Below are 26,764 nucleotides of genomic sequence, written 5' to 3' on the forward strand. Positions count from 1 at the left end.
GTGCTATTATATCGCCCAAGGCTTTGTTATTGCAGGCTTTGGATACAGTTTCAGCCGGTTGAACTCACGGATTCAGGATATCGATAGCGATCAGGCTCTGAGTACCCGTTCGGGCTCGTTTGAAGGCCTCGCGGGCAATGACGATGCTCCAGATGGTCATTTCGGTGCGGATGCCTTTCAGAGCCGGATCGGCCTCACGACGATGACGCCACAGGGTGTCAAGATCAACGTGGAAGGGGATTTCCGAGGTAGCGGCGGCGGCTCACTGCGTCTCCGCCACGCTTACGGTGAATACAAAGGCGTTCTGATGGGCCAGACCTGGTCCAACTTCAACAGCTTTGTTGGCAACACGTCCGTGCTGGACTTCGATGCCTTGCCAGGCCTCGCTGGTCTCCAGGGGAGAGTCGCTCAAGGGCGTTACACCACAGGCCCTATCTCGGTTTCACTAGAAGAAAATGTCGCAACAATTTTTGGGGCTACCACTGTAGACGCGCCTGGCACGCAGTTCGTTGATCCTGCCACAGGCGTTGGAGCAGTTAATGACGATGGTGATCCGCTTTTCGTGGGCAGAACGACAACCAGCACACAGAAGGAGCCGCTACCGACATTGACCGTGAGGCTTGAAGACTCGCAGGGAGGCCTTTCCTACTCTGCGGGCGCGCTGGCCCATCAATTGGAAGTGGATGACGGCACCCAAGACGACACTGCGGTCGGTTTTGCGACTTTCGTTGCAGCCAAAATGGCGATTACCGACATGATTACCATCCAAGGGACGCTGTCATATACAGACGGCGCTAACAGCTACCTCTATCGCTCCGGTGAAAACTTCGGAGCTGACAGCGCCTACGTCGTCAATGGGGAACTCGAGACGATCTCAGGCTATGGTGGGTCCGTCGGCGCAGGATTCAACTTGGGCGGCGGTCGCAGCGTCAACATCGGCTACGGTCTGGTCGAAGTAGACTGGGACGACGCGGAAAGCGATCTGGGCGCGGCTGAAGTTGCCGACGAAAGCGAAACCAACTCCGCTGTTATGGCCAACTACCAGTGGACGCCGGCTCAGAACGTGATGATGGGCGTTGAATACCAGTTCCTGGATCGCGAAAACGTTGACGGCACCGATGGCGATGCAAGCCGCATCCTGTTCGCCGCTCAATACAACTTCTAAGCAACGTTAGAAGTCAGCTCAAAAGAAACCCCGGCCCCGGCCGGGGTTTCTTTTTTGGTGCCCGTACCACAAAGCTGCACCAAACCAACGCGCCCGCCCGATATGTTCTAAAACCCGCAAACGCATTTTGATCGGAAATTCAACCACCTGCTTAAATTTCGATCACTTGGCACAGCTGATGCAGATACAGAGATGAAGCCGAGTGACGGACTCCACTCCGCCACTGTTTGCAACCAACAGAGGTGACACCATGAAAAAATCAACCGACCACAGCCTGCTCTTCGAACTGACCCACCCCTTCGAAGCCGCCGTGATGCAAGACCTCCACGACTACTTCGACTGGATGTACTTCGCAAACTGAAAAAATCACTCAAGGCCGAAAGGCGTGGGCTGAGGGTATCTGGTAAAAAACGCCGCCTGTCTGAGCGCAGCGAGTTTAAGCGGAGTTTTTTACCAGATACCCCCAGCCCGCGCCCCACTCCCGACTTTGAGCGTTACTCGCCAGCCCGAAGCCGAGTCCGCACCCCCCGCGTCGCCATCACCCCGATCACCTCCAGTAACGACAACATCCCGCGATCATGCGTACGCGGTGCCTTGCCTTTGCCGATACGACCCAACTGCCGGGTGTACCAGCTCACTTCCATGAGTGCCATATCGTCAATCAACCGGATGCCGGTCTTGATAGGCCGCACCGCGCTGGTGAAAGACTCACCGGCCATAATGCGTTTCGGGCAATCCGGCTCCACAGCCAGCGGACGGGCAATGCCCACAAGATCCGTCGCTCCGGAAGTCACCGCATCAGCCATCCCGGTCTCGGTACGGAAGCCACCGGTCACCATCAACGGCACCTCCACCCGCTCCCGAACCTTCTCCGCAAACTCCAGGAAATACGCCTCGCGGGCCAGCGTACTCTGTTTCACCTCTCCCCCCTCGGCTCCCTTCGCCATGGCAGGATTCTCGTAATTGCCACCGGAAATCTCCACCAGATCAATGCCCTCTTTCGCAAGCGCATCAATCACCCCCAGGGACTCCTCCTCGGTAAAGCCACCTCTCTGGAAATCCGCCGAATTCAGCTTGATCCCCACATTGAAACCATCACCGGTGACCGCACGGATCGCCCGGTACACCTCAAGCACAAACCGCATACGGTTCTCGGCCGAACCACCCCATTCATCCGTACGCTGATTGTGGTGCGGCGACAAAAACTGACTCACCAGATACCCGTGGGCACCATGAATCTGCACACCGTCAAAACCCGCCTTCTCTGCAATCGCGGCGCTGCGGGCAAAGCGCAGAACAATTTCCTCGATCTCCGTGCCCGTTAACGCCCGCGGCGTCGCAAACATACCGCGCAATTCCTTCTTGAACGGAATCGCACTGGGCGCCACCGTGTCACTGTTGAGCATTTTCGGGCTCTGCTTGCCGGGATGATTCAGCTGCATCCAGATCTGGTTGCCGCCCGTCTTGCCGGCATCCGCCCACGCCCGCAACAGCACCAGATCCCGCTCATCCTCCAGCACCACGTTCTGGGGTTCGCCGATGTGCCGACGGTCCACCATCACGTTACCGGTAATCGACAACCCCGTGCCGCCCTCTGCCCAGGTGCGATACAGCGTGACCAACTCCTTGGTGACCCGGTTATCAATGGTCCCGAGGGTTTCACTCATAGCGGACTTGGCGAAGCGATTGGGGATCACGGAACCGGTCTTCAGGGTAAGCGGTTGCGACAGGATTTCGGCGGGTTTCATGGCGGGCCTCTTTTATCGGTATCGGGATAACTCCTGAGGTGATGTTGGATAGGAAGCTGACCAAAGGCATTGGCCGATATGACACAACGGGAAGGCGATGAAAAGCACGGGAGCCAGCCCGGTGAGGCAGTTCAGGACCGTCTCATCGGGCTGGCTCCCGTACAACGCAATCACAACAAGAGCGTACGAATGTCCCCAAGGAGCTGGCTCAGCAGCGACGTGAAGCGCGCCGCATCGGCCCCGTTCACCGCGCGGTGATCGTAGGACAGCGACAACGGCAGCATCAGCCGTGGCTGGAAATCCTGGCCATCCCAGACCGGCTTCATCGCCGCTTTGGACACACCAAGAATCGCCACCTCCGGCGTATTCACAATCGGCGTGAACGCCGTGCCGCCGATACCACCCAGACTGGTGATGGTAAAACAGGCACCCTGCATTTCCGCTGGCTTCAGCTGCTTGTCCCGGGCCTTCCGGGCGAGCTCGGCGCTCTCCGCGGCCAACTCCCACAGGCCCTTCTGATCCACATCCCGGATCACCGGCACCATCAAGCCATTGTGCGTATCCACCGCAATGCCGATGTGAATGTAGTGTTTGCGGACCACTTCCTTGCGATCCATATCCAGCGCCACATTGAACTGTGGCAGTTCTGCCAGCGCCGTGGCACAGGCCTTCAACAGGAACGGAAGCGGTGTCATCTTCACACCTTTCTTCTCGCCAGCCGCTTTCTGCGACTTGCGGAAGTCTTCCATATCGGTGATGTCGGCATCCTCGAACTGGGTCACGTGGGGCACGTTCAGCCAACTGCGCTGCATGTTGTTGGCCGTGGCAAACATCATGCGCGACATGGATTCACGCTCAATCTCACCAAACTGGCTGAAGTCCGGTAGCTTCACGCCGGGAATACCGGCACCACCGCCACCCGCTACGGTGCTGCCCTGCTGCGTCTGCTGCAGCTGGCTCTTCACGTAGGCCTGCACGTCATCCTTGAGGATGCGGTTTTTCGGACCGGAACCTTTGATACGGGCAAGGTCCGCACCGAACTCGCGGGCCAGCTTGCGCACCGCTGGGCCAGCGTGGACTTTGGCGCCGGGGGTAGGCGGCTCATAGGTTGCCGATGAGGGTTCAGGCTTTTGCTCTTCACTCTTGGCTTCAGACTCGGCTTTATGTTCGGGTTTGTCGTCGCCCGAGGATTTTGCTGATTCAGAAGACGCGTCTTCCCCGCCACTCGCTTCTGCGCCTTCACCAGCGCCTTCAACAACAGTCATCTCGACCAGATCGTGGCCTTCCGAGATCTTGTCGCCCTCGGACACCAGGATCTTGCCGATCTTGCCGGCATAGGGAGAAGGAATCTCCATGGTGGCCTTGTCGGACTCGACGGTGACCAGCGGGTCGTCCGCTCTGATCTCATCGCCTTCACTGACGTTGATCTCGATTACCGGTACATTGTCGAAACCGTCCAGTGCTGGCACCTTCACGGTTTCGTTGCGGGAACCGCCGGATTTTTTCGGCGCCGGTTTTTTCTCTTCTGGCTTGCCTTCCGATTTGTCGTCAGCCTTTTCGTCCTTGCCTGAGCCGGCTTCCTCACCAGCGCCCTTGTCGTCATCCGAACCACCGGCATCGCCGCTGGCTTCCATCATGCCAACCACGTCGCCTTCTTTGACCTTGTCACCGACCTTGACGGTGATCCGGGTGATTTTGCCGGCGCCCGGCGATGGCAGCTCAACCGATGCCTTGTCGGACTCTACCGTCAGTATCGGATCCTCTTCTTCGACCGAGTCCCCCTGGCTGACGAGTATTTCAATGACCTCGACCTCGTCTGCACCGCCAAGATCCGGAACCTTGATTTCCTGTTCACTCATGGCGGTCTCCTTAGCTCAGCACCGGGTTCGTTTTGTTGCGATCGATTCCGTACTTCCGCATGGCTTCGAGAACCACGTCCTTCTTGACCTCACCGTCTCTCGACAGCGCCACCAGAGCGGTCACCGCGACGTAGTAGCGATCGACCTCGAAGTGGCTCCGCAGTTTCTCGCGGGTGTCACTGCGGCCGAAGCCGTCTGTGCCCAGGGTCAGGTAGGTTTTGGGGATATAGGCACGAATCTGCTCAGACCACAGCTTGATATAGTCAGTCGAAGACACCACCGGACCCTGTTGCTTCTCCAAGCACTGGGTGACGTACGCCTTCTTCGCAGTGTCATCCGGGTGCAAGCGATTCCAGCGCTCGATGTGCAGACCGTCGCGGGCCAGCTCATTGAAGCTGGTCACACTCCAGACATCACTGGCCACGCCAAAGTCGTCCTTCAGCAGCTGGGCCGCTGCACGCACTTCGTTGAGGATGGCACCGGCACCCAGCAACTGAACCCGTGGGGACTTCTTCTTGCCATCGGTTTCAACGGATTCAATCTGGTACATGCCCTTGATGATGCCCTCTTCCACCTTCTTGCTGTCTTTCGGCATGGCGGGCTGTTCGTAGTTTTCGTTCTCCATGGTCAGGTAGTAGAAGACATTCTGGTTGTCTTCAAACATTTCCTTGATGCCATGCTGAACCACCACGGCCATCTCGTAGCCGTAGGCCGGATCATAGGCCTTACAGCTGGGAATGGTCTGAGCGAGGATGTGGCTGTGGCCGTCCTGGTGCTGCAGGCCTTCACCGTTGAGCGTAGTGCGCCCGGCGGTACCACCAATCAGGAAACCCCGTGCCTGGATGTCACCGGCCGCCCAGGCCAGGTCACCCACGCGCTGAAAACCGAACATGGAATAGAAGATGTAGAAGGGGATCAGCGGGAAGTTGTTGGTGCTGTAGGAGGTCGCTGCGGCCATCCAGGCTGCCATGGAGCCATCCTCGTTGATGCCTTCCTCAAGGACCTGACCCTTCTTGTCTTCCTTGTAGTACATGATCTGTTCACGATCTTCGGGCACATACTTCTGGCCTTCCGAGGTGTAGATACCCAGCTGGCGGAACATGCCTTCCATTCCGAAAGTACGGGCCTCATCCGGCACGATGGGAACGATACGCTTACCGATACGCTTGTCTTTGGTCAGAGCCGTCAACAGGCGCACAAACGCCATGGTGGTGGAGATCTCACGGCCGTTGGAGCCTTCCAGCAGAGCCTTGAAAGTGTCCAGCGACGGCGCCTGCAGTGGCTGGCAGTCTTTGCGGCGCTTGGGGTAGAAACCGCCCAGTTCCTGCCGGCGCTTGTTCATGTAGACGATTTCCGGGCTGTCCGGCGCCGGACGGTAGTAAGGCACGTCTTTGAGCTCTTCATCCTTTAGCGGTACTGCAAAGCGGTCCCGGAATGCCTTGAGCTGTTCGATATCAAGCTTTTTCAGGGAATGCGCCGTGTTCTGGGCTTCGCCGGCGCTGCCAAAGCCATAGCCCTTGATGGTATGGGCCAGGATAACCGTCGGTCGTCCGCCGTTGTTGTGGATGGCGCGATGGTAGGCTGCGTAGACCTTGTACGGGTCGTGGCCACCGCGGTTGAGCTTGTTGATGTCCTCGTCGGTGAGGTTTTCCACCATCTTGGACAGCTCCGGGTATTTTCCGAAAAAGTGCTTACGGGTGTAGGCGGGGCCATTGCTCTTGAAATTCTGCAGGTCGCCGTCCACCGCTTCGTCCATGACGCGCTGCATGAGGCCGTCCCGGTCCTGCTCAAACAACGGATCCCACATGCGACCCCAGACCACTTTAAGCACATTCCAGCCGGCACCGCGGAACACGCCTTCCAGCTCTTGAATAATCTTGCCATTACCCCGTACCGGGCCGTCCAGACGCTGCAGGTTGCAGTTAACGACAAAGATGAGGTTGCTGAGATTCTCGCGGCCGGCCACAGAGATGGAACCCAGGGTTTCCGGCTCGTCGCACTCGCCGTCTCCGACAAAGCACCAAACCTTGCGATCGCCCATGTCGATCAGTTCGCGGCTGTGCAGATATTTCATCACGTGGGCCTGATAAATGGCCTGGATCGGGCCCAGGCCCATGGACACCGTGGGGAACTGCCAGTAGTCCGGCATTAGCCAGGGATGGGGGTAGGACGAAAGGCCGTCGCCACCCACTTCTTCCCGGTACTTGTCCAGCTGAGCTTCGTCAAAACGCCCTTCCAGATAGGAGCGGGCGTATATACCCGGTGAGGAGTGGCCCTGGAAGTACACCAGATCCGACTCCCGCTTTTCATCGCCGCCATGGAAGAAGTAGTTGAAGCCGACATCGTACAAGGTGGCCGCCGAAGAGAAGGAAGACACGTGCCCGCCCAGTTCACCCGGACGCTGGTTGGCCCGCAGTACCATGGCCATGGCGTTCCATCGGATCAGCGAGCGAATGCGGCGCTCCATGAACAGATCACCCGGCATGCGGGCTTCCTGGGTCACGGGGATAGAGTTGCGGAACGGAGTAGTAATCGAATATGGCAGCTCGGTGCCGTCACGGCTGGCACGTTCGGAGAGCCTTTCCAGAATGTATTTGGCGCGGTCCACGCCTTCCTGCTCGATCAGAGATTCCAGTGCATCAAGCCATTCACTGGTCTCGACGGGATCATCGTCCTGGTACATCAAACCCTCCCCTTGGCATCAAAAGGCAGCTCCGGCCACGATCAGCAGCCCGGTGCCTGCGGTGTCGATTCGCTGCGGTGAATTGCAGAACCTGTTGTTTTTCGGTGTTCCTGCTGATGACAACCTCCATCAAGCATAGAACAGCTCTGCCGAATTTCCTGTCAGGACGCCTTTGTTCTCGGGCTTTTGGCCAAAAACATCCGGCCTTGCCAGGAGTGTTGCCCTGGCCACCTGTAAACGTAGTTTTATTACTACATTAGACGCAGAGAAAACGCGCATTCCTGCAACAAAATCAAAATTCGCGCTTTTCTTTCGGTTAGTTACGCAATAATGGCGCGTTTTACCGCCACAAACAACCGCATTCAGACCAAGGTCGTAGTAATCCTATCTTTCACTTTATTCATTGCCACGCTAAATGATTTTCTAACCAGAGAAGACGAAACATCGCTGCTTTTAACGGCTTTTTGATGCTTTTAGTAGCATTTATCAGGATCGATACAACCCGTGGCTTACGTCTATTGATTAGACCTGAAAATAAAAGACGATTTATGTATACTGCCTGCCCGTTTTTTAACCAGCGGAGCGGTAGCCCACCAGCCCTACCCTCCGGACATTGGCATTCAACCCAAAGGGCGATCTATGAACTCCATCGTCACGTTTCCGAACCGCATCCCCACGGCCGAGTTCGAAGAGAGACGCTTCAAGGTCTACACAGACCGCCAGCTCGACAAGATTGAGGTGATCCAGAGCCTCCCGGAAGACACCCTGTTTGAAATGAAGGTGGTGGCCAGCGTGCTGCCGTTCCGGGTCAACGAGTATGTGATCAACGAACTGATCAACTGGGACAAGGTTCCAAATGACCCCATCTACCAGCTGGTGTTCCCGCAAAAGGGCATGCTGAAGGATGAACATTTCGAGCGTATGGCAGCCATGCACCGGGACGGTGCCGACAAGAAAGACATCCAGGCCGTGGCCAAGGAAATCCGTGACGAACTGAACCCCCACCCGGCCGGGCAGATGGAAATGAACATGCCGGAACTGGACGGCGAGGTGCTGGACGGCGTTCAGCACAAGTACAGGGAAACCGTGCTGTTTTTCCCGGCTCAGGGTCAGACCTGCCACTCCTACTGCACCTTCTGTTTCCGTTGGGCGCAGTTTGTCGGTGACAAGGACCTGAAAATGGCCAGCACCGAAGCGGAGAAACTCCACGGCTACCTGCAGGAGCACACTGAGGTCACGGATCTGCTGGTCACCGGCGGCGATCCCATGGTGATGAAAACCAAAAGTCTGGTGCAGTACCTGGAACCGCTGCTACAGCCGGAGTTCGATCACATCCAGACCATCCGCATCGGCACCAAGGCGCTGACCTTCTGGCCCTACCGTTTTGTGACTGACAAGGATGCCGACGAACTGATCGACCTGTTCGCCCGCCTGGTGGATGCCGGCAAACACGTGGCGATCATGGCCCACTACAATCACTGGCAGGAAATCACCACCGACATCGCGGAGGAGGCGATCCGTCGCATCCGCGCCACCGGGGCCGAGATTCGGGCGCAGGGACCACTGATCAAGCACGTGAACGACAATGCCGAGGACTGGGCGCGGTTGTGGAAGAAAGAAGTGCAGTTGGGCATCATCCCCTACTACATGTTCGTGGAGCGGGACACCGGCGCCAAGAACTACTTTGAAGTGCCGCTGGCCGAGGCGTTCCAGATCTACCGCGAAGCCATGAAGAAGGTGTCTGGCCTTGCGCGCACCGCCCGCGGTCCCAGCATGAGCGCCGGCCCCGGCAAGGTCGAGGTTCAGGGCATCACCGAAATCCATGGCGAAAAGGTGTTCGTGCTGCGCTTCCTGCAAGGCCGCAACCCGGACTGGGTGCAGCGCCCGTTCTTTGCCAAATACAGCGACACCGCCACCTGGCTTCACGAACTGGAGCCGGCGTTCGGGGAGGAAAAGTTCTTCTTCGAGGACGAATTCGAGCAGATGAAAAAAGGCAACGCCTGACCTGCAGGACGATTGCCCGGGCAGGCTTGAGCACCGGAACGATACGGCGCCCGTCAGGCCTGCCCGCCAGCCTCCCGGCTTTTGAGGTAATCCCGCGGTGAACACCCGGACCACCGGCGAAAGGCGCGGCTGAAATTGGTGACGTCCGAGTACCCCAGCAGATCCGATACTTCTCCGATACTCCTCTGATTGAGCAGTAACAACCGCTCGGCGTGGTGTCGGCGGATGGTTTCAACCAGCTCGCGAAAGACCACCCCTTCGGCCTGAAGCCGACGCTGCAATGTCCGCGGCGTGACGTTCAACTTCTCCGCCACCGCATCCATCGAGGCAAAGCCCAGCTCTTCATCGAAGACCAGGTCGCGCACCTGTCGGGCCAGCGATCGACCACCACCCAGCCGCCCCAACTCTTCCTTGCATTGCTCCCGGGCAATCCGCGCCGCCACCGGGTCTGACATGACCAGCGGATAGTCCAGAATGGCGGCATCAAAAACGAACCCATTAAACTCACCGTCAAACTGCAGGGCACCGGCCATCAGGTGCTCGAAGCGTTCCATGTAGGGTGGGCGCGGAAGTTTCACCACACCCTTGCCCTTCAGCTTACGCCCGGTCAATGCTTCGGCCATGGCGGCAAATCCGGTCAACAGGAACTGCGCGCCTACCTCACCCAGCTGGAAGCGCTCGTCACGCTCGTCGAGACTCAGCCTGACGGTGTCGCCGGCGCGCTCGATGCGCAGCTGAAGATCAGATGATGGCATGCTGAAGTAGGCGCGGGCGATATCCAGAGCCTCGCCGAGAGTGCGCGCCACCATCGCCGCCTGGCCAATCACCCCGTGACAGGACACCTTCATCTGCAGGCCCAGCAGAAAACCGATGCCTGGCTCGCCAGTCAGCGTCACCGCGCGCTGGATCAGGTTGGCGAAGCGGTCCCGGGGCAGGCGGTAACCGCTGCGCAGCAGGTCTTCCAGCGTCAGCTGTTCATCCGCCAGCAGCCGATCCGTCGATACGTTCCAGCGCTCAACCACGTCGAGCAGCAGCAGAACGTAGGTGCCGGGAACCGTCGGCTGACTGGAAACGATAGGAACGGTTGTCATTGTCGTTGTCGCCTAATGATCGTTTTTTGTCGTCTGGACATATCCGGTTTCAGACTCATCCCCGGCACAATATCAGCAGAAGATACCAGGATCAGGTACCTGGATGCCGATACCACCCGTTAGAAGGGCCAAGACCATGTCTGTAGATCCAAGCACCATGACCGATGCCGAGAAGACCGACCATATCCGCAAAACCATCCTTGAGGAAGGCCGGGCGCTGCGTCGCCGTCATCCCTGGCTTGAGGCCCATCAGAATCTGATTGGTGCCAGCATCATGGTGGTGTCGCTGCTGGGCATGATTGCCAGCGGTACGCTCTACGTGATGGACGTTATCCCCTGGTGGCTGTGCATCCCGGTTACGGCGATCTTTGCCTCGTTGATCCATGAGCTGGAACACGATCTGATTCATCTGATGTACTTCAAGAACCGTCCCTGGGCCAATAACCTGATGCTGGCCGTGGGCTGGCTCGCCCGCGCCAGCACCGTCAGCCCCTTTGTTCGCCGCAAGCTGCACCTGCATCACCACAAGTTCAGCGGCACCGAGAGCGACCTGGAAGAGCGCGGCATCACCAACGGTGAGCGCTGGGGCCTGCGCCGGCTGATGATGACCGGCGACAACATGCTGGCCGTGTTCCTGCGCCCGCTGACCATGCAGCGCGCCGTGCGGGACTACATTCGCTCCCAGAAGCCGGCCTCCCGGGGCGAGGTGCACAAGATGCGCATCCAGCAGTTGCTGGCCTATGCGCCGCTGGGCAACCTCTACTACGCGCTGTTCCACGGCTGGGTTGCTGCCCATGTGGTGCTGTTTTCGGCGCAGGCCATCGGCAGTCCGATCGCCCTGTCCGGGGAGCTGTCCTCCGCCCTGTCGATCCTGAATACCTTTGCCGTGGTGTACATGCTGCCCTCGTTTCTGCGCACCTTCTGCCTGCACTTCATCAGTTCCAACATGCACTATTACGGCGACGTGGAAGCCCGTAACGTCATGCAGCAGTGCCAGGTGCTCAACCCCTGGTGGCTGCTGCCGATGCAGGTGTTCTGCTTCAACTTCGGCAGTACTCACGCCATACACCACTTCGCCGTGCGGGAGCCGTTCTACATCCGCCAGTGGACCGCCCCGAAAGCCCACGCGGTGATGCGTGATATGGGCGTGCGATTCAACGACTACGGAACGTTTCTGAGGAGCAACCGTTTTCATCGCCACGCCAATGCCGGCCAGCAGCGTACGGCCTGAGCGATGCCGGCTAGCGACGGTGCTTGGGGACAAAATCGTCGGGTTTGTCCCTGAGCCACGCCACAAACACCTGCACTTCCTCCAGCTCCAACAGCTTTTCCCGGGTGTTGTAGTACAGCCCCAGCTCGTATTCCGGACAGGCCTTGTGAATGGTGTTGTGGCAGGGCCGGCATACCCAGAGCGTTCGGGTGACCAGCTCTTCCTTCGGGAACAGCTTCTGAAACCGTTTCTTACGGTGTAGATGCCTGGGAATCAGATGATGGCGGGTCAGCTTCGATACCGCTCGCTGGCAGAGTTCGCAATGTTCGGGCTTTGGGGGGAGATGTACCATGATTGCACAGGAGTAACGAGCCTCTGTCACTCCTGTGTACGGCGGAGGGCCAGTGCCCGGATCAGTGCATCAGGGTGTAGAGCTTGCGCCGATACGTCCGCACGTCCGGGTTGTTGTTACCCAGCTTGTCGAACAACTCGATCAGTGTGGTCTTGGCCACCTCATCCTTGTACTTGCTGTCCACCCGCATCAGACGGATCAATAGCTCCATGGCTTCGGCATTGTTTTCACCCAACACGTGGTGCAGTGCCAGTTGATGCAGGGCGTTGGGATCTTTCGGATCCTGTTCCAGCGCCATTTCCAGATCCTTGATGGGCGGCAGCTCCGCCGACTGCTTGAGGAACTTCACTCGCGCCGCCAGCTGCTTGGCCTGATGCTGCATTTTCTCTTCCGGCGGCAGGCTGGCAAGCACCTGTTCCGCGGTTTCAAGGTCGCCCTGCTCGGCCTTTAGCTGAGCCAGGTCGATCAGTACCTTGAGGTTCTCCGGATCTTTCTGGTTCATTTCGGTCAGAATCGTCAGCGCAGCCTCCGCATCGCCGGCTTCCCACAACCGATGGGCCTTGTCGTAAGGATCTTCTTCCGGCGCCTCGACATGCTTGTCGAGCACCTTGCGGATCTCGCTTTCCGGCAGCGCACCGTTGAATCCGTCCACGGCCTGGCCGTCTTTCACCAGAATGATGGTTGGCAGGCTACGCACCCCCAGCGATGTCGTCAGCTGTTCCTGCTCGTCCGCGTTGACCTTGGCCAGCAGAAAACCGCCCTCGTATTCGTTCGCCAGTTTCTCCAGCAGCGGCATCAACTGCTTGCAGGGCGCGCACCATTCAGCCCAGACATCCACGAGAACAGGCGTGGTGGCGGAGGCCTCCATAACCTTTTGCTGGAAGTTCTCCATCGTGGCTTCGAAGATATAAGGGGACTGGTTCATCAGTAGCACCTGAACAGAAGGTAAATTTTCATCGGATTTGCTGTGGTATTGGGGGCAAACCGTCACATTTCAAGGTACGTACACATCTTCGCCTGCGCTCCTTGAAAATCGGGCAGCCGGCGTTACATAAGGTACTAATGAAACGTCGGGGCCAGCGCCCCTGTTCCCACACTTCGCGGATGGAAGCTTGCACGGCATGAACGACGACAACCGTAATGACGCGTTTGAAGAATTCGAGGAAGACGTCACCGAGTACATTGGCAAGGACGAGAACAGCAAGAGCCTGGCGCTGCCCCAGCAGACCATGCCGCGGCGCATGTACGTGCTGCCGGTATCCAACCGGCCGTTCTTCCCGGCCCAGGTACAGCCGGTGGTGGTCAATCAGGACCCCTGGCATGAAACCCTCAAACGTGTGGCGGAGACCGACCACAAGGTCCTTGGCATCTGCTTTGTCGACAGCGTAGCGGCGGACGGCGGCATCCCACCCAGTGACGAGCTGGAAACCACGGGATGCGCGGTGCGGGTGCATCAGGCCCAACAGGAAGGTGGCAAGGTACAGTTCATCGCTCAGGGTCTGCAGCGGTTTCGTATCGTTCAGTGGCTGCGTCGCAAACCACCCTATCTGGTGGAAGTGGACTACCCGAATGAGCCCGAGGAAGCGGCAGACGAACTCAAGGCATACACCCTTGCCATCATCAGTGCCATCAAAGATCTGCTGCGTACCAACCCCCTGTATGGCGAGGAAGTGAAGCAGTACCTGTCCCGCTTCGGCCCCGATGACAGTTCCCCCCTGGCGGATTTTGGCGCGTCCATGACCAGCGCCCCCGGCCGCGAGCTGCAAGACGTGCTGGACACCGTGCCCTTGTTGCGCCGCATGGAGAAAGTGCTGTTATTGATGCGCAAAGAGCAGGAAGTGGCGCGGCTGCAGAGCGAGATCAGCGAGGAAGTGAACGAAAAGGTGCAGAAGCACCAGCGGGAGTTTTTCCTCAAGGAGCAACTGAAGGTCATCCAGCGCGAGCTGGGTATGGCCAAGGACGACAAGACCGCCGACGTCGAGCGCTTCGAGGAGCGCATGGCGAAACTGAACCCGCCGGACCAGGTACGTGAGCGCTTTGAGGACGAGCTGCAGAAACTGCAGATCCTGGAACAGGGCTCGCCGGAATACGGGGTAACCCGCAACTACCTGGACTGGCTCACCCAGGCGCCCTGGGGCGTAACCTCCGACGATCACTTTGATCTGGCCGAGGCCCGCCGCATTCTCGACCGCGATCACGACGGCCTTGAGGATGTTAAAGACCGAATTGTCGAGTTCCTCGCCGAAGGCACCTTCAAGAACGAGGTCAGCGGCTCCATTCTGCTATTGGTCGGTCCGCCCGGCGTCGGCAAAACCTCCATCGGCCACTCTGTGGCAGACGCGCTGGGCCGCAAGTTCTTCCGCTTCAGCGTCGGCGGAATGCGCGACGAGGCCGAGATCAAGGGCCACCGTCGCACCTACATCGGCGCCATGCCCGGCAAGTTCGTTCAGGCCCTGAAAGACTCCAAAGTGTCGAACCCGGTGATCATGCTGGACGAGATCGACAAGATCGGGGCCTCCTACCAGGGCGATCCGGCCTCGGCCCTGCTCGAAACCCTCGATCCGGAACAGAACCGGGAGTTTCTCGATCACTACCTGGACGTGCGCATGGACCTCTCAAAGGTACTGTTCATCTGCACCGCCAACCAGCTGGACACCATCCCACGGCCCCTGCTCGACCGCATGGACGTGATCCGGCTGTCCGGCTACATCGCCGAGGAAAAACTGGCCATTGCCAAGCATTACCTGATGCCGCGCCTGCTGAAACGCACCGGATTGCTGAAAAAGCAGCTCAACATCACCGACGCCGCCATCAAGCAGGTCATCGAAGGCTACGCCCGGGAAGCCGGAGTACGGAATCTGGAAAAGATGCTGCACAAGATCATCCGCAAAGGCATCGTACGGCTGCTCGAGACCCCGGACACGCCGGTGAAAGTGGGTGTGGCTGACCTGCCCCAGTACCTTGGCCAACCGGCCTTCCGCAAGGAAAAATCCCTCAAGGGCACCGGCGTGGTCACGGGCCTGGCCTGGACCGCCATGGGCGGCGCCACCCTGAGTATTGAGGCCTCGCGCATCCACAGCTCGCAACGGGGCTTCAAGCTGACCGGCCAGCTCGGAGACGTGATGAAAGAGTCCGCGGAAATCGCCTACAGCTACGTGTCGTCAAACCTCAAACGCTTCAAGGGCGACCCGACGTTCTTCGACAAATCCTTCGTGCACCTGCACGTACCGGAAGGCGCCACCCCCAAGGACGGACCCAGTGCCGGCGTCACCATGGCCACCGCTCTGCTCTCCATCGCACGGCGGGAAGCGCCTCAGCAGAACATCGCCATGACCGGCGAGCTGACGTTGACTGGGCAGGTATTGCCGGTTGGCGGCATTCGCGAAAAAGTCATCGCCGCCCGCCGGCAGAAAATCAGCAACCTGATCCTGCCGGATGCGAACCGGGGCGATTACGAGGAGTTACCGGACTATCTGAAGGAGGGCCTGACGGTGAATTTCGCCAGGCATTACAGCGATGTGTTTCAAGTGTGTTTCGGCAATAAGCCGAAGCGGGGCTCGTCGGTGCATTAATGGTTCATGTGTCGGATTACGCGTTGCTAACCCGACCTACGAGGCCAGGAAAACCCAGGTGAGGACAACTGAGAGTCGATCGGTGTCAGGGCACATAAACGTCAGGCCTTCTCCTTCCAGCCATCGTCCTTCAACACCGGCCCCACATCCAGCACCGGCGAAGCATCGATATCATCCGCATCCATCATGTTGGCCACCCGCTGCAGTGACGCGATGATCATAGTCTGCTCCCACTCGTGCAGGCTCTGAAACTTCTTGATGAAATCCTCCTGCAACGGCTGCGGCGCGCGGGCCAGGATATCCGCGCCATCCTCGGTGAGGTGGGCGTGCACCTTGCGCTTGTCCTGAGTGCTGCGCACCCGGTAAACCAGTTTGCGGTGCTCCAGCCGATCCAGAATCGTGGTCACCGTCGCCTGGCTCAGGCTCACCTTCTCAGCAATGGTGCCGATGGTCACCTCACCCAGATCACGGATGCTGCGCATGATCAGCAACTGGGGCCCGGTTAGGCCTGCATGCTTGCTCAACCGCTTGGAATGCAGATCCGTGGCACGGATAACCCGCCGCAGAGCCACCAACACCTGTTCATAATTGTTCACGATTCCACTCCGACCCGGGCCACCGGCCACATTCTGATTCACATCGGAGGCATTGAGCTGTTTTGAGTACAGCACTTTGCTACTCGCCATCGGCTTAAGCCTCACTTGCCTTTTGCAACTTGTTTATACCTCTAACTATTAGAGGTCGTTGTTCCTGCAAATGCAAGTCGACACTTTTACCCATGTGATGCAATCGCCTGTCGGTGATCCTGCATTTTTTTGACCCGCCACTATGCTAAGGTCACCCCTTTTGATCCACCGCTCACGGACAAGGCTCAATGACCACGCACGATACACGATACCCATTCCTGACGAATTTCCGCTTCCTGCCGCCTCTGGCTGGCGTCCTTCTCGCCCTGCTCCTGAGCACCGGAGTGCAGGCCCAGCAGCCCGGCGCGTCAGCGGATGAACCGACGGCTGAAGATGTCGAGCAGCGCATCAAAACCCTGGAAAAGCCTATGTACACGCCCTTTGTGGAGCTCTATCTGCTGGAGGAAAGCAAAGCCCTGCGCAAGGAAATGCAGAACACCCGCGCCGAGCTCATCGAGAAGGTTGTCGACAAGGAGCTGTCGGTGGCCGACAAGACCATGTCCTACGCCACCGATACCGTGACCTACTTCTTTTACCTGATTGCCGGTGCCACCTCGATTCTGGTGGTGATTGGTTGGAACTCCATCCGTGACATGCGTAACCAGCTCACCAGTCTGGCCGAGAAGCGGGTGAACGAGCTGGTCGTCGAATACGAGAAACGCCTCAAGTCCATTGAGGAGCAGCTGCAGCAGAAGTCCGACATCATCCATCAGAACCAGGCGGAAATCGAGCGCACCAACGAAGTGCATTCCCTGTGGCTGAAAGCCAGTCAGGAAACCTCGCAGCAGAACAAGATTAGCGCTTACGACCAGATTCTCGATCTGCGCCCTGACGACGTCGAGGCGCTCAGCTACAAAGCCGACGCCGTGCTGGAAATGCAGGAGCCGCTGTGGGCCATCAGTCTCTGCCAGCGCGCCCTCAAACTGGCGCCTGAGAATGGCCACGCGCACTACCAGCTGGCCTGCGCTTATGCGGAAATTGGGCGCTGGGACGATGCCGTTGCCACCCTGCAGAAGGCCATCGACATTTCCGAGGCCTACCGCGATGATGCCTCGGTGGACCCGAGCTTCGAGCAACTGCGGGACCACGACCGGTTCAGAGCCATGGTTTTCCCCGACACTGACGATCAAAGCCCTAACAATTGACCAGAGACCGGCATGGTCTTTGCTGCCGATCTCTGCCGAGGACAGTCCAGACAGAGATCCTTTATGTTCCAGAATACAGACTGGCCCGATATGCTTGACAAGCTGCGGAGTGTGGTGTTTTTTTAACTCTCTGAGAACATAAGAATAACCCTGAACAAAACAGGACAGACCCAATGGAAACGACAGTTAAGAAACTCGTAACCGCAGTTAGCGCTTCTGTAGCCCTGATGGGTGCCGGTCATGCCGCCGCCGAAATCAAGATTGGCGTTGCCGGCCCCATTACCGGCCAGGTCGCCCAATACGGTGACATGCAGTTTTCCGGCGCCCGCATGGCCATTGAGCAGATTAACGCTGCAGGCGGCGTCAACGGCGAGATGCTCGAAGCCGTCGAGGTTGATGATGCGTGTGATCCCAAGCAAGCGGTCACGGTTGCCAACCGTCTGGTGAATGAGGGCGTGCGGTTCGTGGTAGGCCATCTCTGTTCAAGCTCCACCCAGCCGGCGTCGGACATCTACGAGGACGAGGGCATCCTGATGGTGACGCCTGCGTCCACCAGCCCGGATATCACCGAGCGCGGCTATGAGCTGGTATTCCGCACCATCGGTCTCGACAGCGTACAGGGCCCGGTTGCCGGTAACTACATTGCCAGCCTGAACCCGGAGCGCGTGGCCATCGTTCACGACAAGCAACAGTACGGGGAAGGCATTGCCACCGCGGTGCGCGACACCCTGAAAGATGCCGGTGTGGAAGTGGCCCTGTTCGAGGGTATTACCGCCGGTGACATGGACTTCTCCTCCCTGGTCACCAAGCTCAAGCAGGCGGATGTGGATTACGTCTACTACGGCGGCTACGACCCGGAGCTGGGCCTGATCCTGCGCCAGTCGCGCCAGGCCGAACTTGATGCCGTCTTCATGGGTCCGGAAGGGGTCGGCAACAAGAATATCAACACCATTGCCGGCGATGCCGCCGAAGGCTTGCTGGTGACTCTGCCACCAGCCTTTGACAAGAAAGCGGAGAACCAGGAATTGGTGAAGGCCTTCCAGGACAAGGGCGAAGACCCCTCCGGTCCGTTCGTGCTGACCTCCTACACCGCCGTGCAGCTGATTGCCGAAGGTATCGAACAGGCCGAATCTACTGACCCCTTCGACGTTGCCGCTTCGCTGCGCAGCAACTCCTTCAACACCCCGATCGGCACCGTTGAGTACGATGAGAAGGGTGACATGAAGTCATTCGAGTTCGTTGTCTACGAATGGCATTCAGATGGCAGCAAAACTCCGGTAAACTGAGCCGAAATCGTTAAAAAACGGTAATACTGAGAGCACCTTCTCACCGCGATCCGGGAGAAGGTGTTTTTCTAGGCTCCTGTTGATCCTTCCCATACCCGCGCCGTTACCCCGGTGCGTCTGTGTGGCCAGTGGAGGGGGCAGGCTTTCGGAGTCCCAAAACCATGCAAGACCTCCTGTATTTTTTTCAGCAGCTCATTAACGGGCTGACGATCGGGAGCACCTACGCCCTGATCGCCATCGGTTACACGATGGTTTACGGCATCATCGGCATGATCAACTTTGCCCATGGTGAGATCTACATGATCGGCGCCTACACCGCACTGATTGCCATCACCGGCCTTGCCGCCCTTGGCATCGCCTGGTTACCGGTTATTCTGATTGTCGCGCTGGTCTGCGCCATGATTGTCTCCAGCTCCATGGGCTGGGCCGTGGAGCGGGTGGCCTACCGACCGGTTCGCGGCCGGCACCGGCTGATCCCGCTGATCTCGGCGATCGGCATGTCCATCTTCCTGCAAAACTATGTGCACCTCGCCCAGGGTTCCCGAAACATCGGTTTTCCTGCCCTGATTGAAGGCGGCTTCCGTTTCGGCAGTGCGGATTCGTTCCAGACCTCCATCTCCTACATGCAGATCACCATCTTCATCACCACACTGGTCTGTATGACGCTGCTGTCCCTTTTCATTTCACGATCCCGCATCGGCCGCGCCTGCCGCGCCGTGTCTCAGGATCTGGGCATGGCGAATCTGCTGGGCATTGACACCAACCGGATCATTTCCGCCACCTTTATTATTGGCGCCGCCCTGGCCGCAGTGGCGGGTCTGCTGCTGGGCATGTATTACGGTTCCATTGACCCCCTGTTCGGCTTTATTGCAGGCCTCAAAGCCTTTACCGCCGCCGTGCTTGGCGGCATTGGCAGCATACCGGGCGCCATGCTCGGCGGCCTGATTCTTGGCGTTGCCGAGAGTATGACCTCGGGCTACCTCAGCGGCGAATACAAGGACGTGGTGTCCTTTGGCCTGCTGATTCTGATTCTTCTCTTCAAGCCCACGGGCTTGCTCGGCAAACCGGAGGTCGAGAAGATCTGATGGCTGCTCATAATCTGAAACATGCACTGTTCTGCGCAATCGTCACCCTCGTCATTGCCTATCCGATTCTTGGGTTCAACCTGACTTCCTCGGGGACGAACATCGTTCTGGAGGGCGCCAAAACCCACACAATCGGTCTGGTTCTGCTGGCGGCCGTTGCGGTCTTCCTGTTCCAGCTGTTCCGAGACAACATCACGGGCCTACTGGGTAAAGCGCCAGCGCTCAATCCATTGGCAAACCGTCAGCCCATGGAGCAAAGCAAACGACTGAAGCTCGAGTCCACCCTGCTGACCCTGATCATCGTTGGCGCACTGTTCTGGCCGTTCTTCGTGTCCCGGGGCTCGGTCGACCTGGCAACGCTAGTACTGATCTACGTCATGCTGGCCCTGGGCCTGAACGTGGTGGTCGGACTCGCCGGCCTGCTGGACCTTGGCTATGTGGCGTTTTACGCTGTGGGGGCTTACACCTTTGCCTTACTGTCCCAGTACTACGGCGTCTCCTTCTGGTTCGCCCTGCCCCTGGGCGCCTTGCTGGCGGCCCTGTTCGGCCTGGTGCTGGGCTTCCCGGTACTGCGGCTAAGGGGCGACTATCTGGCGATCGTCACCCTCGGCTTCGGCGAGATAATCCGCATCCTGCTGAATAACATGACCAACCTGACCGGCGGCCCGAACGGCATCGGCGGGATTCCCGACCCTACCCTGTTTGGTATGGAATTCGGGCGCCGTGTGAAAGAAGAAGGCAATACCTCGTTCCACGAAACCTTCGGCATCGCCTACAGCAGCGAGCATAAAATCATCTTTCTGTACCTGATTGCGCTGGTGCTTGCGGTGATTACCGCACTGGTGATTCGCCGCCTGATGCGCATGCCCGTTGGCCGTGCCTGGGAAGCGTTGAGGGAAGACGAAATCGCCGCGCGCTCTCTGGGGTTGAGCCGAACCGCCGTAAAACTGTCCGCGTTCACCATCGGAGCGTTCTTCGCCGGCTTTGCCGGTACGGTGTTTGCGTCCAAGCAGGGCTTCATCAGCCCCGAGTCGTTCGTTTTCCTGGAATCCGCCATCATCCTGGCCATTGTGGTCCTGGGTGGCATGGGCTCGCAGATGGGCGTCATTCTGGCCGCCATCGCGGTGACCATCCTGCCGGAGCTGGCGCGGGAGTTTTCTGAATACCGCATGCTGATCTTCGGTGCCGCCATGGTACTGATGATGGTGTGGCGCCCGCAGGGCCTGCTGCCCATGCGCCGGATTCACATCGAACTGAAAGCACAGGAGTAACGGACGATGCTAGAAGTACAGAATCTGTCCATGCGCTTTGGCGGACTCCTGGCAGTGGATCAGGTCTCACTGGACGTTCAGGAACATGAGATTGTCTCTATCATCGGCCCCAACGGGGCCGGTAAAACCACCGTGTTCAATTGCATGAGTGGTTTCTACAAACCCACGGGTGGAAAAATCCTTTTCGAAGGCAGGGAGATTCAGGGCACACCGGATTACAGGATCTCGCGACTGGGAATGGTGCGCACATTCCAGCACGTACGCCTGTTCAACAGCATGACGGTGGTGGAGAACCTGCTGGTGGCCCAGCACCGTCATCTGAACACCAACCTGATTTCCGGATTGCTGAGGACACCGAATTACCGTGCCCAGGAGCAAAAATCCCTGGACCGCGCCTGGTACTGGCTGAAGCGGGTAGGGTTGCTGGAACTGGCGAACGTGGATGCCGGCAACCTGGCCTACGGCCAGCAACGGCGGCTGGAGATTGCCCGCTGCATGGTCACTGAGCCGAAACTGCTGATGCTGGATGAGCCGGCCGCTGGCCTGAACCCATCGGAAACCCGCGACCTCAATCAGCTGATTGTCAGTCTGAAAGAGGATTACAACGTCTCGGTAGTGCTCATCGAACACGACATGAGCCTGGTCATGGACATTTCCGACCGCATCAACGTCATCAACCAGGGGCGCCCCCTGGCCAGTGGCACGCCGGACGAAATCCGCAACAACGATGACGTCATCAAAGCGTATCTGGGTGAGGCCTGAACCATGTCAATGCTAGTACTTGAGGATGTCCATACCCACTATGGCAAGATCGAAGCGCTGCACGGCGTATCCGTCGAGGTCAACAAGGGTGAGATCGTATCCCTGATCGGTGCCAACGGGGCTGGAAAGACCACGCTGCTGATGACCGTGTGCGGAAGTCCCCAGGCCAGTTCCGGCCGGATCATTCTGGAAGGCCGGGACATCACCCGGGATCCCACCGCCAGCATCATGCGGTCGGGCATCGCCATTGTGCCCGAAGGACGGCGGGTGTTCTCCGGCCTGACCGTGGAGGAAAACCTTCACATGGGCGGATTTTTCAACACCAAAGCGGAGATCCGCAAAAGCCAGGATCATGTGTACGACCTTTTTCCGCGACTCAAGGAGCGGGAGCACCAGCGTGCCGGCACCATGTCCGGGGGCGAGCAGCAGATGCTGGCGATTGGCCGCGCGCTGATGAGCAAGCCCAGCATGATCATTCTGGACGAACCGTCTCTGGGGCTTGCCCCGCTGGTGATCAAACAGATCTTCGAGATCATCGGTCACCTGCGGGAAGAGGGGATCACGGTGTTTCTGGTGGAGCAGAACGCTCACCAGGCACTGAACCTGGCAGACCGCGGCTACGTGCTGGAGACCGGCAGGATCCGCCTGCACGATACCGGGAAGAATCTGCTGGCAAACCCAGACGTGCAGAATGCCTACCTGGGCGGCTGATTCGCGCCGGAACTGGAGTCGCAGGTACCAAAAAGCCGGAGCATGCAGCCATGCTCCGGCTTTTTGTTCTGGCACATCCGAGCGCGATTACTTAACGCTCTTGATGGTGCCCTTGTAACCTTCCACGGTCACGTCGATGGTGCCGTACACCAGGTAATCGTTCTTCTTGACGGTGTAACGCGGCGCCACAATGACGTCTGCGCCAGACGCAGAGATGGCATTGAAAGCGGCAGCGGACTTGACCGAAGCCACCGGATCCAGACCACCCAGACCGAACGCGCTGCCGCCGCCGTTACCGTATTCCATACCATCGGCGAACTGGTTGTCGTCGCTCATGGTGAAAAACAGAACCTTGGTAGCAGAAGACTGACCGGTGATCTTCTCGCCCACTTCGATATCAGCCTTGATATCGGTGCCCACGGAACCGTTCAGGGGAACCGGGCTGGAGCTGACGTTCAGGGAGGAGCAGCCGGTCATTGCGCCGGACAGCAGCAGGCTGGATACGATAAGTGCTTTTTTCACAGATAAGACTCCATGTGTTGTGTGTAAGCCTTCATGGCCGCGCGCACTATACCGAAACGCCCTTTTTATAACAATAGTTTCATTTATGAGAATCTTAAAGACGCTTTTGGAATATGAACACGTGATCATATTTCTGCGCTTTTCGGGACAAATCAATAACTCACATCATCACACACTTGCCTTTCCGGGAATTGGACTATACTCACTTGAACGGTCAACCTGTCTCCACGGGAAATCAGTCAGGGCCGTTACCGTGCACGCGCCACCAGGGGGTGGCCGGTGCGGAAAGCGACGAGAGCTAGACCACAACAAGGAGTGGATAATGAAAAAACTGATCGCAGGTGCAATTCTTCTGGGCGCTTCATCCATGGCTTTTGCACAGCCTGGCTGTGGCGTGGGTGCCATGATCTGGAAGGGCCAGTCCGGCATTGCCCCTCACGTTCTGGCCGCAACCACCAACGGCACATTCGGTAACCAGACCTTCGGTATGACCACCGGTACGCTGGGTTGCCAGACCAACCAGTCTGTCCAGTCCATGGCGATGTACATGGACAGCAACATCGACAAGGTCGCCCGTGACATGTCTCGCGGCTCTGGCGAAAACCTCGATACCCTCGCCGTTCTTCTGGGTGTAGACGAAGCGGATCGGGATTCCTTCCGCCAGATCCTGCAGGACAACTTCGCAACCATTTTCCCCAACTCGGAAACCACCTCCGGTGAAGCCGTCGATGCCATCGTGGCGCTGCTGGAAAAAGATCAGATCCTGAGCAAATACGTAGCAGCCTGATCGCTCAATACCAAGGGAACCGGTGCACCAGGGACGGTGCACCTCCCTGCTCCAACCCATCCGCCCAACCCGGATTCGACCGACTATCCATGCGCACTACGCTCCAGTACGGGCTGGCCTTGATCTGGCTGGCATCAGGCACGCCGGTATACGCCAACCCGCTTCCCGACACAGGACAACTGCACGAACACCCCGACTGGCTGACGCTGCTCCACTACCAAAAGAACCGGTACACCAACGGTTACACCAGTCAGGCCGACGACGACGCCTTTTTCCTCAGCGATGACGGCAAACACTCACCCGAGTCGGAACTGCGGACAACCCTGGCAGCGATTTCTGCGCCCGGCGAGGGCGACGGTCATGCCCGCTGCCGTTTTCCGGCCCGGGACCGCTGGCTGAGGGAGCAACTGGCGCTGCCGGAGACGGACATTGAATGTCCGGAATACGACGACTGGAAAACGACCCTGAACACCGAAACGGTGACACTGGTGTTCGCCGCGTCTTACCTGAACAGCCCTTCGTCCATGTTTGGTCATACGTTCATCCGCCTTGACCCACCCCAGGATGACGACGAGGCCGACCTGTTGCTGGCCAACACTATCTCCTACGCTGCCGACGCCGCGGCCCACGACAGCGAAATCCTGTTCGCCTACAAGGGCATCTTTGGCGGCTATCCCGGCATCACTTCCATCAAACCCTATTACGAGATGGTACGGCTGTACTCGGACATCGAGCATCGGGACCTGTGGGAATACCAGCTCAACCTGACCCAGGACGAAGTGGACTTCATGCTCGCCCACGCATGGGAACTGAGAGACATCAATTTTGACTACTACTTCTTTGACGAAAACTGCGCTTACCGCCTGCTGGCTCTGATTGACGTGGCGCGCCCGGGCACCGACCTGCTGGATGAAGTCAGCACCCATGCCATTCCCTCGGACACCGTGCGCTGGGTGGTCGACAAGGAGCTGGTGCAGGAAGTGAAATACCGTCCCTCTGCCGCCACCAGTGTGACTCACTCCCTGAACACCTTGCCGGGGGACCACCAGACCCTCGCGTCGGCCGTGGCCAATGGCTACGTGGCGGTGGACTCGCAGGAGGTCAACCGGCTCCCCGACCGTGAGCGGGCACACCTGCTGGACGCCACCTACGACTATGTGCGCTACCAGAGCGAAGCCGACGCCTGGCCCCGGGAACACGCCGCGCCGCTGTCACACGCCCTGCTACGAACCCGCAGCCAGATCCGCGACGTTGCCGCCGCCGACAAGCCTCCAGAACCAGAGGTGCGCGACGACCAGGGCCACGACACCTTCCGCTTCAGTGTGGGCGGCGGTCGCATGGGTGAACGCAACTTCAGCCAGTTGACCCTGCGTCCGGCCTATCATGACGTATTGGACCCCCCCGCCGGCTATCGCAGTGGCGCCCAACTCCAGTTTCTGCGCCTGGACGCCCGTTATTACACCGATAACGACGAGTTGCAGATGGAACAGATCGTAGGCGTGGAAATCCGCTCCCTGTCACCCCGTACCCCCTTCTTCTCACCGCTGTCGTGGCAGGTGGGCTTCGGCGGCCGCCGCACCGACACCGAAACCGACCGCGTGTTCACACCCTACCTGGAAGGCGGTGCAGGCGGCAGCTGGATGCTGGGCGCGAAGATGCAGGCGTTCGCCCTGGCCACCGTCGACCTGGAGATCGACAACGACCTCAACAAAGGCTACGACGCCGCACCCGGCGCCGACCTGGGGCTGCTGCACCAGAACAACCGCTTCAGCCTGATGGCCGGGGTAAAAACCAAAGCCTGGATCGTGGGCAACCAGCACCGCCAGGATCAACTTTACACCCGGGCCGGCTGGCACCTCGGACGGGATTTCAGTCTGTTCGGTGAATTCACCCGGGAAGACCACTACGACAGGTACCGCACCACATGGCAACTGGGACTGCACGCCTACTTCTGAAGACGCTCACAGGTATCACTCTGGCCCTGACCCTGCTGCTGCAAACCGGTTGCAGCAGCGTGTTTTTCTACCCGGACAGAGTCACCTACATCACCCCCGACCGGCTCAACCTGGAGTATGAGGGCGTCCTCCTCGACACCGGCGACGGCGAAACCCTCCACGGCTGGTGGCTGCCCGCTGACGCCCCTGAGGACAGCGCCAAAGGCACCGTCTACTTTCTCCATGGTAACGCCCAGAACATCAGCAGCCACCTGATGAACGTCGCCTGGCTGCCCGGCAAAGGCTACAACGTCTTCCTCATCGACTACCGCGGCTACGGCCGCTCCACCGGCGCGCCGGACATCGAAGGCACCCTGCACGACAGCGAAACCGGCCTGCGCTGGCTCATGGCGCAGCCGCAAACCGACGGCGCCCCGGTTTACCTCCTCGGCCAGAGCCTGGGCGGCGCGCTGGGCATCGCCCTCGCCAGCGAATGGGTGCAACGGCAGGAGCAACCACCCCTCGCCGGCGTCATCCTCGACGGCACCTTCTCGGGCTTTCGCGGCATCGCCCGGGAAAAACTGGGTAGCTTCTGGCTGACCTGGCCGTTCCAGATCCCCCTGAGCTGGACCATTACCGACCAGTACGAGGGCGTGGACCATATCGGCCGCATCAGCCCGGTGCCGTTGATGGTGATTCACAGCCAGCGAGACGGGATTATTCCGTTTCATCACGGCGAGGCGTTGTATGAGGCGGCAGAGGAACCCAAACAGTTTTTGCCAACGGACACGCCTCATGCGGCGACGTTTGTGATTCCGGCTTATAAAGAGGTTGTTTTAGGATTCATGAGTAGGCATCGCTGAATCGGGGGACGGGGTTGCACGAGAGCAA

21 protein-coding genes are annotated in these 26,764 nt (G+C 58.8%); 13 read left to right on the forward strand and 8 right to left on the reverse strand.

What is annotated here, in order from left to right; all coding sequences use genetic code 11:
- Window positions 1-58 precede the first annotated feature (58 nt).
- Complete coding sequence (locus MLC70_RS01920) at window positions 59-1,165, forward strand: porin (protein WP_248181706.1); 1,107 nt, start codon at window positions 59-61, stop codon at window positions 1,163-1,165.
- A gap of 494 nt (window positions 1,166-1,659) precedes the next feature.
- Here the strand turns inward: MLC70_RS01920 and MLC70_RS01925 are convergent, their stop codons facing one another.
- The 3 genes from MLC70_RS01925 to aceE form a co-directional block, all read right to left on the reverse strand.
- Window positions 1,660-2,913, reverse strand: a complete 1,254-nt coding sequence (locus MLC70_RS01925; RefSeq protein ID WP_248181308.1) for an NADH:flavin oxidoreductase/NADH oxidase family protein — start codon at window positions 2,911-2,913, stop codon at window positions 1,660-1,662.
- A 170-nt stretch (window positions 2,914-3,083) separates the two neighbouring features.
- On the reverse strand, window positions 3,084-4,772 hold the full coding sequence (aceF, locus tag MLC70_RS01930; RefSeq protein ID WP_248181311.1) for a dihydrolipoyllysine-residue acetyltransferase: 1,689 nt from the start codon (window positions 4,770-4,772) through the stop codon (window positions 3,084-3,086).
- 10 nt (window positions 4,773-4,782) lie between these two features.
- Window positions 4,783-7,455 carry a pyruvate dehydrogenase (acetyl-transferring), homodimeric type gene (aceE, locus tag MLC70_RS01935; RefSeq protein ID WP_248181312.1) on the reverse strand — a complete coding sequence of 891 codons (2,673 nt, stop codon included), beginning with the start codon at window positions 7,453-7,455 and terminating at the stop codon, window positions 4,783-4,785.
- A gap of 639 nt (window positions 7,456-8,094) precedes the next feature.
- Between aceE and MLC70_RS01940 the strand changes: the two genes are divergently transcribed.
- Window positions 8,095-9,459: a KamA family radical SAM protein gene (locus MLC70_RS01940; RefSeq protein ID WP_248181313.1), complete on the forward strand. Its 1,365-nt coding sequence runs from the start codon at window positions 8,095-8,097 to the stop codon at window positions 9,457-9,459.
- Between the two features lie 53 nt (window positions 9,460-9,512).
- On the opposite strand, the gene MLC70_RS01945 is transcribed toward MLC70_RS01940, so the two are convergent.
- Complete coding sequence (locus MLC70_RS01945) at window positions 9,513-10,550, reverse strand: AraC family transcriptional regulator (RefSeq protein WP_248181315.1); 1,038 nt, start codon at window positions 10,548-10,550, stop codon at window positions 9,513-9,515.
- Between the two features lie 136 nt (window positions 10,551-10,686).
- Here MLC70_RS01945 and MLC70_RS01950 point away from each other — a divergent pair, with 136 nt between their 5' ends.
- The gene (locus MLC70_RS01950) at window positions 10,687-11,781 is read left to right on the forward strand and encodes a fatty acid desaturase (protein ID WP_248181317.1); all 1,095 of its coding nucleotides are present in this window, start codon (window positions 10,687-10,689) and stop codon (window positions 11,779-11,781) included.
- Window positions 11,782-11,791: 10 nt separating this feature from the next.
- Here the strand turns inward: MLC70_RS01950 and MLC70_RS01955 are convergent, their stop codons facing one another.
- Window positions 11,792-12,112 (reverse strand): hypothetical protein, encoded by a 321-nt coding sequence (locus MLC70_RS01955; protein ID WP_248181319.1) that lies wholly within the window; start codon window positions 12,110-12,112, stop codon window positions 11,792-11,794.
- A gap of 61 nt (window positions 12,113-12,173) precedes the next feature.
- Entirely contained in the window at window positions 12,174-13,037 is an 864-nt protein-coding gene (trxA, locus tag MLC70_RS01960) for a thioredoxin (protein WP_248181321.1), read from the reverse strand.
- A 196-nt stretch (window positions 13,038-13,233) separates the two neighbouring features.
- On the opposite strand from trxA, the gene lon reads away from it, so the two are divergent.
- Window positions 13,234-15,684 (forward strand): endopeptidase La, encoded by a 2,451-nt coding sequence (gene lon, locus MLC70_RS01965; RefSeq protein ID WP_248181322.1) that lies wholly within the window; start codon window positions 13,234-13,236, stop codon window positions 15,682-15,684.
- Between the two features lie 101 nt (window positions 15,685-15,785).
- Here lon and MLC70_RS01970 read toward each other — a convergent pair whose 3' ends face one another.
- Window positions 15,786-16,280, reverse strand: coding sequence for a MarR family winged helix-turn-helix transcriptional regulator (locus MLC70_RS01970; protein ID WP_248181707.1), 495 nt, complete (start codon window positions 16,278-16,280; stop codon window positions 15,786-15,788).
- 278 nt (window positions 16,281-16,558) lie between these two features.
- Here MLC70_RS01970 and MLC70_RS01975 point away from each other — a divergent pair, with 278 nt between their 5' ends.
- The 6 genes from MLC70_RS01975 to MLC70_RS02000 all read left to right on the forward strand — a co-directional run bounded on the left by MLC70_RS01975 (window position 16,559) and on the right by MLC70_RS02000 (window position 22,630).
- A complete protein-coding gene (locus MLC70_RS01975; protein ID WP_248181323.1) occupies window positions 16,559-17,515 on the forward strand; it encodes a tetratricopeptide repeat protein in 957 nt (318 codons plus the stop codon).
- 173 nt (window positions 17,516-17,688) lie between these two features.
- On the forward strand, window positions 17,689-18,801 hold the full coding sequence (locus MLC70_RS01980; protein ID WP_248181324.1) for a branched-chain amino acid ABC transporter substrate-binding protein: 1,113 nt from the start codon (window positions 17,689-17,691) through the stop codon (window positions 18,799-18,801).
- Window positions 18,802-18,962: 161 nt separating this feature from the next.
- Window positions 18,963-19,886, forward strand: coding sequence for a high-affinity branched-chain amino acid ABC transporter permease LivH (gene livH / locus MLC70_RS01985; protein ID WP_248181326.1), 924 nt, complete (start codon window positions 18,963-18,965; stop codon window positions 19,884-19,886).
- Window positions 19,886-21,157 (forward strand): high-affinity branched-chain amino acid ABC transporter permease LivM, encoded by a 1,272-nt coding sequence (locus MLC70_RS01990; protein WP_248181328.1) that lies wholly within the window; start codon window positions 19,886-19,888, stop codon window positions 21,155-21,157. Before livH ends, MLC70_RS01990 begins: the two co-directional genes overlap by 1 nt.
- Window positions 21,158-21,163: 6 nt before the next feature.
- Window positions 21,164-21,919, forward strand: coding sequence for a high-affinity branched-chain amino acid ABC transporter ATP-binding protein LivG (gene livG, locus MLC70_RS01995; RefSeq protein ID WP_248181329.1), 756 nt, complete (start codon window positions 21,164-21,166; stop codon window positions 21,917-21,919).
- A 9-nt stretch (window positions 21,920-21,928) separates the two neighbouring features.
- The gene (locus MLC70_RS02000) at window positions 21,929-22,630 is read left to right on the forward strand and encodes an ABC transporter ATP-binding protein (protein WP_248181708.1); all 702 of its coding nucleotides are present in this window, start codon (window positions 21,929-21,931) and stop codon (window positions 22,628-22,630) included.
- Between the two features lie 87 nt (window positions 22,631-22,717).
- Here MLC70_RS02000 and MLC70_RS02005 read toward each other — a convergent pair whose 3' ends face one another.
- On the reverse strand, window positions 22,718-23,152 hold the full coding sequence (locus MLC70_RS02005; protein ID WP_248181331.1) for a hypothetical protein: 435 nt from the start codon (window positions 23,150-23,152) through the stop codon (window positions 22,718-22,720).
- A 322-nt stretch (window positions 23,153-23,474) separates the two neighbouring features.
- Between MLC70_RS02005 and MLC70_RS02010 the strand changes: the two genes are divergently transcribed.
- The 3 genes from MLC70_RS02010 (at window position 23,475) to MLC70_RS02020 (ending at window position 26,736) form a co-directional block, all read left to right on the forward strand.
- A complete protein-coding gene (locus MLC70_RS02010; protein ID WP_248181332.1) occupies window positions 23,475-23,939 on the forward strand; it encodes a DUF3015 domain-containing protein in 465 nt (154 codons plus the stop codon).
- Window positions 23,940-24,028: 89 nt separating this feature from the next.
- Entirely contained in the window at window positions 24,029-25,894 is a 1,866-nt protein-coding gene (locus MLC70_RS02015) for an Lnb N-terminal periplasmic domain-containing protein (RefSeq protein WP_248181333.1), read from the forward strand.
- A complete protein-coding gene (locus MLC70_RS02020; RefSeq protein WP_248181335.1) occupies window positions 25,864-26,736 on the forward strand; it encodes an alpha/beta hydrolase in 873 nt (290 codons plus the stop codon). The genes MLC70_RS02015 and MLC70_RS02020 overlap by 31 nt, the downstream gene beginning before the upstream one ends.
- Window positions 26,737-26,764 lie beyond the last annotated feature (28 nt).

Origin of the sequence: Marinobacter goseongensis, from assembly GCF_023156235.1 — a bacterium.
Taxonomy (GTDB): Bacteria; Pseudomonadota; Gammaproteobacteria; order Pseudomonadales; family Oleiphilaceae; genus Marinobacter; species Marinobacter goseongensis.

Excerpts from the sequence above, each read along its gene's own strand:
- MLC70_RS01950 (WP_248181317.1), top strand. The coding sequence starts at position 10,687 with ATGTCTGTAGATCCAAGCACCATGACCGATGCCGAGAAGACCGACCAT.
- MLC70_RS01975 (WP_248181323.1), top strand. The coding sequence starts at position 16,559 with ATGACCACGCACGATACACGATACCCATTCCTGACGAATTTCCGCTTC.
- trxA (WP_248181321.1), bottom strand. The coding sequence starts at position 13,037 with ATGAACCAGTCCCCTTATATCTTCGAAGCCACGATGGAGAACTTCCAG.
- livH (WP_248181326.1), top strand. The coding sequence starts at position 18,963 with ATGCAAGACCTCCTGTATTTTTTTCAGCAGCTCATTAACGGGCTGACG.
- lon (WP_248181322.1), top strand. The coding sequence starts at position 13,234 with ATGAACGACGACAACCGTAATGACGCGTTTGAAGAATTCGAGGAAGAC.
- MLC70_RS02010 (WP_248181332.1), top strand. The coding sequence starts at position 23,475 with ATGAAAAAACTGATCGCAGGTGCAATTCTTCTGGGCGCTTCATCCATG.
- aceF (WP_248181311.1), bottom strand. The coding sequence starts at position 4,772 with ATGAGTGAACAGGAAATCAAGGTTCCGGATCTTGGCGGTGCAGACGAG.
- MLC70_RS02015 (WP_248181333.1), top strand. The coding sequence starts at position 24,029 with ATGCGCACTACGCTCCAGTACGGGCTGGCCTTGATCTGGCTGGCATCA.
- MLC70_RS01925 (WP_248181308.1), bottom strand. The coding sequence starts at position 2,913 with ATGAAACCCGCCGAAATCCTGTCGCAACCGCTTACCCTGAAGACCGGT.
- MLC70_RS01990 (WP_248181328.1), top strand. The coding sequence starts at position 19,886 with ATGGCTGCTCATAATCTGAAACATGCACTGTTCTGCGCAATCGTCACC.
- MLC70_RS01945 (WP_248181315.1), bottom strand. The coding sequence starts at position 10,550 with ATGACAACCGTTCCTATCGTTTCCAGTCAGCCGACGGTTCCCGGCACC.
- aceE (WP_248181312.1), bottom strand. The coding sequence starts at position 7,455 with ATGTACCAGGACGATGATCCCGTCGAGACCAGTGAATGGCTTGATGCA.
- MLC70_RS01955 (WP_248181319.1), bottom strand. The coding sequence starts at position 12,112 with ATGGTACATCTCCCCCCAAAGCCCGAACATTGCGAACTCTGCCAGCGA.
- MLC70_RS01940 (WP_248181313.1), top strand. The coding sequence starts at position 8,095 with ATGAACTCCATCGTCACGTTTCCGAACCGCATCCCCACGGCCGAGTTC.
- MLC70_RS01980 (WP_248181324.1), top strand. The coding sequence starts at position 17,689 with ATGGAAACGACAGTTAAGAAACTCGTAACCGCAGTTAGCGCTTCTGTA.
- MLC70_RS02000 (WP_248181708.1), top strand. The coding sequence starts at position 21,929 with ATGCTAGTACTTGAGGATGTCCATACCCACTATGGCAAGATCGAAGCG.
- livG (WP_248181329.1), top strand. The coding sequence starts at position 21,164 with ATGCTAGAAGTACAGAATCTGTCCATGCGCTTTGGCGGACTCCTGGCA.
- MLC70_RS02020 (WP_248181335.1), top strand. The coding sequence starts at position 25,864 with ATGGCAACTGGGACTGCACGCCTACTTCTGAAGACGCTCACAGGTATC.